Genomic DNA, 11,803 nt, shown 5'->3' with positions numbered 1-11,803 from the left:
AAGAAGTGATGAAAGCTGAGCAAAGTAACCCTTTAAAGGTAAAAGATGCTTTAATTGCCACTTTTGTTAAAGCACCAAAACCTAAGGTTGGGACACAACAAGAAGATGTGAAAAGTTCTTTATTGTCTAATTCAGCTTTAGTTCTTCAACAAAATGAAAAACTTATTGTTGCACGGTTTTATACAAAAAATTCACAGCTGGAATCAATATATGAATATTGTGATTTAGAGTATCATTTTTCATCGTTAAAGTTTGTTCTTGGCCCATATGTTACTGGTGATTGTAGTTCAATCGTTATTAATGCAACTAAAGTAAATTAAAATATAACATATATGAGCCTCCCGCCATTCAATAGGCGAGCTTAGCTTATTTGGCTGCTTTTGCAGTCAAATTTAAATCAATCAACAAATCCATCTACTTCGTATGCTGGTTAGCAATCAATTCGTCGTGTATTTAGACATAAGAGTACTAAAGAATGGCCACTCATAATTGTTGGATCTAGCACTAAAACAATAATATTTTTTCCCGCTTAATATCAATTAAGCACAGTTAGTGCTGCGTTGGGTTTACCTCATTGCTCACCATTTCCCACTATCTCTCAGTTTGTTGATGATTTGCGTTCAATTTGTACATTTGAATAGTCAGAAAGCTATCGCAATCAACGCTAAAAGCAGTTATGTTAATTGTCATTAAAAATGAATGGCATAGATTTGCCTTGTTGCAAAAGGAAGATTCGAAATGAATGATGTTGCATTAGAAGAAAAACAACATTTTGTTAAAAAACTATTTTCCGGGAGTTTTAGATTAGTTGATGTCTTTTGGGCTGGATTCGTTTTAATAAGTGTAATTATTAGTTTAATTGTTTCAAAATTAACAACGGTAGAGTCGCTAATTATCGGAGATTGTTTAAAGTCCGTTTATTTTATCTTGATTAGTATTGCTGTCTGGAAGTCTGCGAGTACATATCAAGGGAAAAAAATATGGTCTGTTTTAGCTAAAATTTGTTCAATACTAACTATTTTTGGCAGTATTTTTGCTCTTGGATCTTGGGCTATGTATGTTTCTTCAAACTAGCAACATAATTTGGTGTTGAACTAAGCTGTTGCGTGGAGCAAAATGATACTTCAATAGATTGAACTACAGTTATTGAATTAACTAGACTTAGAAAAGATGTGTTGGAACACCACAATGGCAAGGGGATTTCAATGAAATAAGTACAAATCAAGCCTTGTAATCAATTCAAAATTGCTCTTCAGCCCAGAGCCGATATCAAAAAAGAAAACTCCTTTAGTATAAAACTTATCAATTAACCTTGACTCGGCATAGGGCAAGTCTACCAAGCTGTTTGCGGCATGCAAAGTGCGCATCGCACAAATGCTAAAACGTTATGTGCCAAAGAGAGGCTCAAGTTTTGCGTAATTATTACATCGTCTTATTCTTTATCGCTTCTTTATTTGGATGTGGACAAAAAGCTGAATTAACTTCGGAACAGGTTGAGAGAAATATTGTTCAAAGCTTGAAAGTTGGAGATGATAGCTAAAGCTATTGAGAATTATCTTAACGCCCAAAATATCCTTTTCACTTATGACAAATACACCAATAGATTTCAGGGCATAATTCGAGATGAAAGCTCAAGCTTACATGCTATTACTATTTCAATTGTATTGGATAATAAGCAGAGGTATATCAACGTTGAAGTTAATGATAGCTACACTAGCTTGTAAGGAGCATAACAAATTACCTAAGTTAGTCACAAAAAGCCAAATCGAAGATAATAAAATGATAGATGCCGATGAGTTAGCGAGTATCCAAAACATGGATGTTTTGGCTAAGCTCACATGGAAGCTGATTTTGAAAATCAACCGCCAGCGTCTCGCTTAATCAACGGCACTATGAGTTTCCCGTTTTCATCAATATTATGTCGTCATTATCTGTTTGTTATTGAGCACTTGCTTACCCTGAAATAGCGCTCATATTACTTCTCTCACAATCAGCCCCACAATCTCCAAGCTAGCCCCGATGCGCGCGATGTTGCTTGTTTGCTGGCTTTTTCAAATATCATGCTCGTGCCTAAACAATAAAAATGGTTTTTAGCGCGGGTGATGGCGGTGTAAAGCAGTTCTTTACTGAGTAATTGCCATTGGGCGGAGCTGGGTTTATGCGGCAATACAAAGCTGACTTTATCAAACTCGCTGCCTTGGCTTTTATGTACTGTCATGGCGTAGCAGGTGTCGTGGCTGGGTAAGCGTGCGGGTAATACTTTAAGCAGGCTGCCATCGGCCATAACAAAGTGGGCCATTAAGCGACCTGGCTTAGTGCTGTCTTGCAAGATTAAACCAATGTCGCCATTAAATAAGCCTAAGTTGTAATCGTTACTTTGAATAATGATTGGTCGACCTAAATAAAACTCATTTTGGGGATTAATCAGTTTGGCGTGTTTAAGGCTGTCGGTGATGGCGATGTTCATTCCCTCAACCCCAAATTCACCTGCTCGCATGGCACACAAGACTCGATATTGGTTGAAGCTGTCGATGATGGTTTGTTCAGAATGAGGCAATGTTATGGCACTGTCCTGTCGATCCGCTTGATCAATAATGGTCTGTTGATTTATCCTTTGCTGATTTTCTTGTACCAAACTCAGATACTCACCATAAGCCTGTACCGATAATGCCAATAACGCTTGTTTGCCAGTGTTATCTCCCTGGGCATTATGCTGATGTTCAAACCAATTCAATTCGGCATGATCATGTTGCCACACTTGACGAATCGCATGCACATTAGATTGATTAACCGCATTGGCTAATAGGCCAATACCGGCATCACCTTTAAAACGATGGCTGTGCATCAACATACACAAACTGTCACCAATTTTAGGCTGTTGATGAATAAACTGACTGACATCTTGTTGGGTTAATTGCTCAATGAGCTTTGCCTGTGCTGCGCTGTAACGCATTGACCATGGCGATGCCTCATGCTGATTAGCTTGTTTTAAGCCAACACAAATATCCGCCAGCACTGCGCCAGCTTCTACTGATGCGAGTTGATCTTGGTCACCTAACAATATCAAACGACCATGAGACGGCAGGGCACTGAGTAATTTGTACATCATGGGTAAGTCGACCATCGATGCTTCATCGACCACCAGTAAATCTAAGCGCAACGGATTATCCTGATGATGCCTGAATTGGTACGAGTTTGGGATAACCCCCAATAGTCGATGCAATGTTGAAGCTTCTTCAGGTATTTGTTTTAGCGAATCTGTTAATACTTTCGCCAATGCAGGGTCGCTCACTTGGGTTAGCTGTTGCAGTAAACGATGTTTAGACGCCTTGATAGACTCACTCAGCCTAGCTGCGGCTTTGCCTGTGGGCGCGACTAAACGGATTGTTAGTGGCGATTGGGTTAATAGTAACAATAATAGTTTAGTTACTGTGGTGGTTTTACCGGTTCCTGGGCCGCCAGTGATCACCGCTAATGCTTTTGCCAACGCTGTTGCCGTGGCTATTTTTTGCCAGTTAAACGGGCTGCTATTGCTGTCTTCTGCGGTAAATAAACATTCAATGAGTTGCGGCAGATTACTGTTAGCTAGGTCGATTTCAATCTGTTGATTGGCTAATTGGGTCAACTTAGCCGCCACTTGAGTTTCAAAGAAGTGGTACTTATTTAAATATAAGCGTCCATGTTCAAAAATCATCGGTTTATTGTCACCAGGCTGGCCGACGGCATCAAATAGCGCGATTTGTTCAATCAATTGTTGATGGTTAAGCTCAATCCGACAATTGATTTCAGCGTTGCCGCGGTTGTCTTCTGCCATGGGATTGGCTAAATCAATTTGCTCGATGACTAAACAACTGTGCTGATTCGACAATTGCTGGCTAAGCATGGCGCAAACAAGCAAGAACAGTTGCGGCTGTTGTTCGCTTATTACGGGATCGTTATTGATGGTTTCAATACTGGCCAGTTCTAAAGCAAAATGACGATCGAGTGCGGTAATGAGCCGCTGTTCTTGCCAAAGGTGCAATAACTCAGTGATTGGATGGGTGAGTATTAGCATGATGACGTCTCCGGCGCACGATTGTCTGTATTACCTGTAAATAAGCGGTCGAGTTGTTCGATTAACGCTTGCGGTGGTTTGTCATAAAACACCCCAGCGCCAGGATGAACAGGATGCATGCCGCGTAAAAACAGGTAATAGCAGCCGCCAATATGTTGCTGATAATTGTAGTTTGGTAATCTAAGCGATAAGTAACGATGCAATGCCAAGGTATACAAGATGTATTGCAAATTATAACGATGAGCATCAATGGCTTTAGCCATGGCTGAGCGAGTGTAGTCGCTATAGTTATCGCCCAAATGGTTAGACTTATAATCGGCAATATAAAATTGGCCCTGGTGCTCAAAGGTTAAATCGATAAAGCCTTTTAACATGCCTTTTAAGGTATCAAAGTCGAGTCCGGCGACATAACCGTGCTGCTGCAAAATATGATTTAATTGCGATGCTTGTAAGGTTGAAATAGGCAAGTAAAACTCCATTTCGACCATTTTTTGCTTCATGCCTAATTGGCTTAATATCAGTGATGTGTCCTCTGACGATGGCTTGATAAACAGCGGCGCGGCCAATATTTGCTGATACCAGTCCATTAACGGCTGCAGCCATAGGGCTTCGTCAAATCCATATTGTTTCATGGCTTTTGTTAGTGCTGGTGTCAGTTCAGTATCTGCTTGGGTAAAATCAAACAGTTCTAACACTAAATGCATAAAACTACCGGCATTGGCACCGCGCTCGAAGGTAAAACGATCAAGTACGGGTTCGCTGGTGAGTTCATCTTGTAACTGTAATTGGATTAACTCATCGGTGAAGTCTTCATCGTCGGCACCGGGTGCGACTCTCTCGTGAGGCAGATGTTTCACCAAGCCAGAATAACTGCCCACGCGCCACGCAAGGCTCTGAACGCGAGTGACTTTTTTGGCCGCTAGCGGGTCATTATTGTCGTGGATATCGGCGAGCACTGAATCGTCAATATCGTTGCCTAAGCATTCCACACTCATCGCTGGCAAGGTGGCAATTGCATTCACTTTGGCTTGAATAAGAGCAAAGTCAGTTTTCTTGTCGGTAATGCCCAACAGATAACCGATGCCTGTTTCATGTAATTGGCTGCTGATCCCTGCTTTTAATTGACGGCTTTGGTTGGCAATATACAAATAACACACGTAAACCGGTCGCGTTAACGCCACATACAATAAGCGTAAATCTTCAGCGAGGGTTTCTTGTTTAAGTTGTTCCCAGCCTTCGTCGGTGGCGTCGATATCCCAAATGAGCTGCTCATTTTTATGGTACATCATCGGCGCAGGGCGTTTTTTATTGCCGCGGGCTAAGCTGACAAACGGCACAAAACATACCGGATATTCTAAGCCCTTACTTTTATGAATAGTGACAATTTGCACCAAGTTCTGTTCGCTTTCTAAGCGCAATTGCTGCTCATCACCGCCATTGTTACCAATCAGTTGTTGTTCGTACCAATTGATAAGGGCGCTGCTACCATCTAGCTCAGTGGCCTTTTGCTGCAGTAATTCGGCTAAATGCCTAAAGTCGGTTAAGCGTCTTTCACCAGAGGCTTTAAGATCTGCTGCGTTGTCGTCATCAGCATCATTAAAGCTGTTGTCACTATTGTCACTATTGCTGCTATAAGTGCTATCACTATTGTTGTCACTATAACTGCTATCACTGTGAGCATTAGCGTTATGTTTATCAACACTATTGATGTCAGCCGTGACAGATTGCGACAGATAACGATGGATCAGTTTAGTTTCGCTGGCAAAGTTAAGCAGCGCAGGCATAACGCCGCGTTGTTGCCACAACTGATGCCAATGAGTGAATTGATCTAATACCTGTTGGCGTTGTTCTTCATCTTGGTTAAATTGATGGATCCGTTGGGCATTAAAACCAACAAGCTCAGTGGCCAGTGCGGCGCGGATAGCGCGTTCATTTTTAGGCGTGGCTAAGGCATACAATAAAATCGCCATTTCACGGGCTTCAATGGTGTTAAATACGCTGTCTCGGCTTAAAAATACCGCACCAATTTTACGTGCTGATAATTCCGCCTTCATTACAGCGGCTTCGTTACGGTCGCGCACCAATATGGCAATGTCTTTGGCAATGAGCGGTTTAGCTTCCTGTTCAAGGCTGTTATTAACTTTACATAATCCCTGTTGCGCCTCGGTGAGTAAGCGCTTTATTTCACTGGCAGCATCAGCGGCTAAGCGTTGTCTTGCAGTAGTTTTATTGAGGCCATTAACATCGTCTTCGGCTAATAAGCGGATCCGCAACGCTGCTGGATTGGTTGTCGCTTCACTCAGGTGTTTATTGGCTGCCGATGATGGGGTTTTAACAATATCATAGGGGATAGCTTGGCTAATAAACGGGTCTTGGTGTTGGCTGAAAAGCTGATTAATGCCATTGACTAATTGAGTTGATGAGCGGTAATTGGTGTCAAGATTATAATGGGCCTGTGTTTGTTGGCGCGCGGCAATATAAGTGTAAATATCGGCACCACGGAAAGCATAAATAGCCTGCTTAGGATCGCCAATCATTAATAAACTTAAGCGACTCTTGTTAGCGTCATCATCGTTGTTGTCATTACTAATGTCGTCATTACTTTTACTGTGATCATTTGGGCTGTGCACAGTGGTATCTGCGGCTAAGTCCAGCTGTGATGCTAACGGCTGTTGATACACCTGATTAAAAATGGTGAATTGTAATGGGTCGGTGTCTTGGAACTCATCAATTAATGCGACCGGAAAACGTTTAGCAATGGCATGGGCTAGGGTGATTGGGTTTTGGCTGAGCGCCATGGCTAAGCTGAGCAATAGGTCATCGGGTGTCATCAAATTGCGTTGCTGTTTTTGGCCAGCAAAGCGTTGGCGAATTCCCTCACGGGCGCGCACTAAAAATGACGGAATAAGCTGATTAATCAACTCCAATAAACGCTCAATATGGTCAAGTAGCGGCGCTTCAGCAGCACTGGGGATAACGCCACCTTTATTGAGTTTAAGCTCGGATAATGCCAATTGCTCCAGCGCTTTTATTGGCGGTAATCCTTGGCCAAATTTTACCCAGTTACTAATGCTATCAAACAGTTGGCTAAGTTTAGGGTAACCGTCGGCGCCTTTGCCAAAACGTTGACCGTTTAATGGTAGCGATTGCAATAATTCAAGGGTGCTGTCGTGCAGGCTTTGCCACAATAAAGTAAAGCGGCTGATACTTTGGCTTAGCTGTTGTTGTAGGGTTTCAAAGGCCAGAGGCTGCTTTGACAATACCGCTTGGCTTGCACCTAATAACGGTCGCAGCTTTTGCGCTAACACGTCAGGTTCGGCAAACACATCACTAATGGCTTGGGCTAAAAAGGGCGGTAATGGATAACACACTTCACGCCAGAAATCGCGCACTGCATGGTGTAAAAACTCACTGTCGTCGAGGGTAAATTCGGACTCAAATAGCAATGACGACTCAAATGCCATGTCTGACAACACGCGTTGGCAAAAGGCGTGAATAGTAAAAATGGCCGCTTCATCTAACGACTTTAACGCTAAGTCTAAGCGTCTTAACGCAATAGGACGTTCATCTTCCGAGGTGTCTTGGTAAAGCAGTTCAATAAACTCATCGTTTACGGCTAAACCTAAAAAGCGTTTAAACGCTAAGTTAATCCGTTTACGAATTCGGTCTCTGAGTTCTTCGGTGGCGGCGTTGGTGAAGGTTACCACCAAAATTTGCTCACAACTTAACGGCGCCTTACCACCGTGGCCTAACAATAAACGTAAATACAAACCGGAAATAGTATAGGTTTTCCCTGTACCAGCACTGGCTTCAATTAAGCTGGAACCGCTAAACGGTAAGGTGAGGGCATTAAGCGGTGTCACGGTAATAGCGTCCATTAATGCGCTCCTAGTTTAGCTGCGTTGGCAATGAGTTGCGCTTGAATATCGACCGCGGTGCCACTGACAAAGGTGTCTAATTCTGCCAGTTTATCTTTGTGATACTGGCTTAACATGGGTTGCAGCAAATGGATGGCTAATGCACCAAACCTAGCTTCGCTAAAGTCTTCTGGGAAATGGAATAAACGCTGGTTATGTGGGTCGTGTCCTTCGCCGAACTGGTTTTGGCCGTCATCCCATTTTTGCTGGGCTTTAAGCAGCTTTTCTTCATGGTCGCCATCGGTTTCAACATAGGCGAAAGCCGTTTTAGGCATAAAGCACAAGGGTTGAGTTTGCCCCTGAATAAAACCACTGATAAAGCGCATGAGTTGTGCCTGCGCTTGTTCAGCAGTGATAGGCGCAAAGGCATGAAAATGGCCGATGTCGAGTAAGTAACTGAATTGATTTTTACCCATGCCTGAGGTGGACGAATTGGCCATGGCGTTGATGCATAAATGACGTAAGTATACTCGAATAAAATCTCGTCCGTGGGCAGTGCCGGGGCGGTAATTGACTAAGCCTTTAGGCAGAATGTCGTCAATACGGCCGACAAGATTGACTCGCACGGTGGACGATTGGGTTGTATCTGCTTGTGCTGGTAAACCCTGCACAGATAGAGCATGCGCTGGAAAATTCTGGGTCGGTAGATCAAAGTTAAGATCCACATTCAGCGTGTGCATGGCTTGTTGGTCTTGTAAAAACTGCACCCGATTAATCAACGGCGATATATCGCGTAAATATTGGTTAATTAGCAAGTCGTCGAACGGCGCCATGGGCAATTCACCGCTGGTTTTGAGCTTACTGAGTAATTCGAGATCTGGGCTGTCGAGTTGATGTTCAATGGCATTGTCGAGCATGCGTGATTGCAATAAATAACGCTCGAGTGCATTTAAGCTAAACGGTTCGTCATTGTCATCGGCTTGAATATCCAGTGATAAATCGACTTTTAAACTGCGGTTGAAAAAGAATTGCGCTGGATTACGATAAAAACGGATTAATGCCGACAATTCGAGTTCGACCACTTTAATGCCTTCGCTATTAATATGAGTATGGGCAAACACTTCATCTGCCTGTTCAGCCGACAAAGGTAATGCTTGCTCAAAAAAGTGATTGTTAATGGTCGCATTGGCTGGTGGCGGGCACCATTGGGCATTAAAGCTATGTTGCAGCTTATTCACACTATGCGCAGATAGTGGCGTTTCTCGGAAAAGTTTAGCGTCAAACGACTGCAAAGGTTGTGCTTGAATAAGCTGTGCCAGTACGGTTTTATCGGCATCATCAAGGTTGATTTCGGCTTGTTGTTCAAGCTGTTGCTGTAAGGATTGCGGTAGGTAGCTGAGTTGGCAATATTCGACCAATTCAGACACTAGCATTGAGGCAATGCGCTCAGCATTATCGCGCTCACTGTGGCCAATATAACTGATGTAAAGTTGCTCTCTGGCCGACAGTAATGCTTCTAAGAATAAGTAGCGGTCGTCTAATCGGCGCGAGCGGTCACCTTTTTTAGGGCCAAAATGCGCCATTAAATCAAACCCGACAGGATGTTGTACTCGCGGATAGACGCCGTCATTCATTCCCAGTAAACACACCACTTTAAAGGGGATTGATCGCATTGGCATTAAGGTACAAAAATTCACGCTACCAGCAAGGTAACGCTGGCCGACCCGAGATTCGGTTAAGCGGTGATTAAACCACTGCTTTAGGACTTCAATATCGACTTGGCCTTGATGACCGGCGCTTTCAAGCTCAGTGTCTAGGGTGACTAATGCATCTCGAATGGCTTGAATTTGTTCACGCTCATCATCTGTGGTGTCGTAGCAATCGGCGAGTAGTTGTTGTAATTGTTCAAGGCGCTCTGCGGTGCTGTAATCATTGGCAAATAAGTTGAAATAGGTGTCGATGGTTTCTAAAAAGTTGAGCAACTTACCTAATGCCTGCGATGACTGACCTTCAATACCTTGCACCATTAAAGTATCGCGATAAATATCGGCATCGTCGTTAAATGCGTAGCCCAGTATTAAACGCTTAATACCAAATGCCCATGAGTTTTGCGTAAAAGGCTGCACGCCTAGTTGGCTGCGAGTTTGTTCACTGCGGCCCCAACGGACATTCGCATCGTCTAGCCAGCGGCGGATTAATGACAATTCGTCATCATCGAGTTGGAAGCGACGCAAAATAGCAGGCACTTCTAAAATACCAATAATATCAGTGAGGCCAAAGCGACTTTGATTGATATTTAACAGGCTTAAAAAGCTATTAATCAGCGGCGACTCTTGCGCTGCGCCCCTGTCTGCAATGGCGTAAGGTATGTAGTAATCGCCTTTTTGCGGATTTTTGTCGGCAAAATACTGACTGTTGGCTGTGCCAAATACCGCATCAATATACGGCGCATACGCTGCGACATCGGGCATCATGATCACGATGTCTTTAGGGCTTAAGTCGCTGTTGTTTGATAACAATTCTAAAAGGTGATCATGTAACGTTTCAACTTCGCGCAGGGCACTGTGGCAACTGCGTAAGGTAATTGAGTCATCACTTGGCAATAAGGTGCGGCGGGCATGAATGTCTTGATACAAACTGGCGTTTGGTCCTAATGGCTGGCCGAGTGTTTCCATTTGTAAGATATCGTATTGCACCCCGTGCAGCAGATTATTCGGCTCAGGCTCAACATAACAGTCGTAACCAAAATCGGTGTGTTCTGGCGGCAGAGACAGTAATAAATCCAGCAGTTCGCGGCCCATTTGACCATTATTGGCCAGTATAGGGTTACCCACTTCGAGCTTGTCTTCCCAGTCTTGGTCGAGTTGTTTTTTATTGGCATATTGCAGTGCCATGCGGGCGCGGGTTTTCGGCTCAATAATATCGCCCCAATAATGCTGGCAAGGGCTGAGAGATAACATAATGACATCAATTCGACTGGCTAAATGGTACAGCACATCGAGGGTTTGTGGCGGCATGGATGAAATACCAAACACGTATAACCGCGCGGGCAACATCGATAAATCGGTATCTGGATTAGCCAGGGTTGCAATTAAATCGGCATGTAAATTGGCGCGATGATAATGGCTGGCGTGCAAATGATGTTGGTTATAATCGATTAATGCTCGCCACAGGATCGGTTGCCATAGCTGGTTTTCATCTAACGCCAAGCGGTTGTCTAGGCTCGATAATGGCTGGTTTTGCTCCCACGCTAAAATCCACTCAGGGCGATAGACTAAGTATTGGTCAAAAATATCGGCAATGCGGCCACACAGTTGAAATAGTTTAATTGCGTCATGTGACTGATTGAGCTGCAATATGGCGTGGGTGTTTGCTGTATTAGTATTAGTATTAGTATCGGTATCAGTTTCAGTATTTGCGTTTACATCTGTATCAAGAACATCGGTATCAGCGATATCAGTTGTGGTATCAACTTGAGGCGATAAGTACTGTTTGAGTGGGCTAAAGTCAGGGTTATCTAACAGACTTGGTAATAAGTCCATTAATTTCCACGTCATCGCCGCTTTGGTAAAGGCGTTATCTTTGGGTACATCGGGCAGTAAATCATGGCATAACTGCCAGGTAAAACTCGAGGGTAACGGGAACGATAATGCGGCGGCGATACCATTGTGTTTAGCGATTTCTAAACGCAGCCAAGTCGACATCCCCGGGCTTTGAACTAACACATGCTCACTGGCTAATAAACTAACGTTATCTAAACGAATAGCCAACAGTTTGGCCAGTTGTTCAGATAACACTTCCATCTGATTAGATTGAATTAAAGTAAGCATGGGCGACCCGCTAATTTGAGATTAATTCATTCTATGGACTCTGCCTTAAATCATCAATCAAA

Annotated in this window: 6 protein-coding genes; 3 read left to right on the top strand and 3 right to left on the bottom strand. The window is 43.5% G+C overall.

The window, feature by feature from the left end; all coding sequences use genetic code 11:
- Positions 1-8 precede the first annotated feature (8 nt).
- From HNW13_RS13500 to HNW13_RS13490, 3 genes are all read left to right on the top strand, one after another.
- Positions 9-320, top strand: coding sequence for a hypothetical protein (locus HNW13_RS13500; RefSeq protein ID WP_192115982.1), 312 nt, complete (start codon positions 9-11; stop codon positions 318-320).
- Between the two features lie 418 nt (positions 321-738).
- Complete coding sequence (locus HNW13_RS13495) at positions 739-1,074, top strand: hypothetical protein (protein ID WP_192115981.1); 336 nt, start codon at positions 739-741, stop codon at positions 1,072-1,074.
- A 549-nt stretch (positions 1,075-1,623) separates the two neighbouring features.
- Positions 1,624-1,881 (top strand): hypothetical protein, encoded by a 258-nt coding sequence (locus tag HNW13_RS13490; RefSeq protein WP_192115980.1) that lies wholly within the window; start codon positions 1,624-1,626, stop codon positions 1,879-1,881.
- A gap of 109 nt (positions 1,882-1,990) precedes the next feature.
- On the opposite strand, the gene recD is transcribed toward HNW13_RS13490, so the two are convergent.
- Genes recD through recC form a run of 3 tightly spaced genes read right to left on the bottom strand, consistent with a single transcriptional unit; the run spans position 1,991 to position 11,741 of the window.
- Positions 1,991-4,054, bottom strand: coding sequence for an exodeoxyribonuclease V subunit alpha (gene recD, locus HNW13_RS13485; protein ID WP_192115979.1), 2,064 nt, complete (start codon positions 4,052-4,054; stop codon positions 1,991-1,993).
- Positions 4,048-7,932, bottom strand: a complete 3,885-nt coding sequence (locus HNW13_RS13480; RefSeq protein ID WP_192115978.1) for a UvrD-helicase domain-containing protein — start codon at positions 7,930-7,932, stop codon at positions 4,048-4,050. The genes recD and HNW13_RS13480 overlap by 7 nt, the downstream gene beginning before the upstream one ends.
- Positions 7,932-11,741, bottom strand: a complete 3,810-nt coding sequence (recC, locus tag HNW13_RS13475; protein ID WP_192115977.1) for an exodeoxyribonuclease V subunit gamma — start codon at positions 11,739-11,741, stop codon at positions 7,932-7,934. Before recC ends, HNW13_RS13480 begins: the two co-directional genes overlap by 1 nt.
- Positions 11,742-11,803: the final 62 nt, after the last annotated feature.

The sequence above is a fragment of the Shewanella sp. BF02_Schw genome, from assembly GCF_014596695.2.
Taxonomy (GTDB): domain Bacteria; phylum Pseudomonadota; class Gammaproteobacteria; order Enterobacterales; family Shewanellaceae; genus Shewanella.
This window is presented reverse-complemented; position numbering and strand designations above follow the sequence as displayed.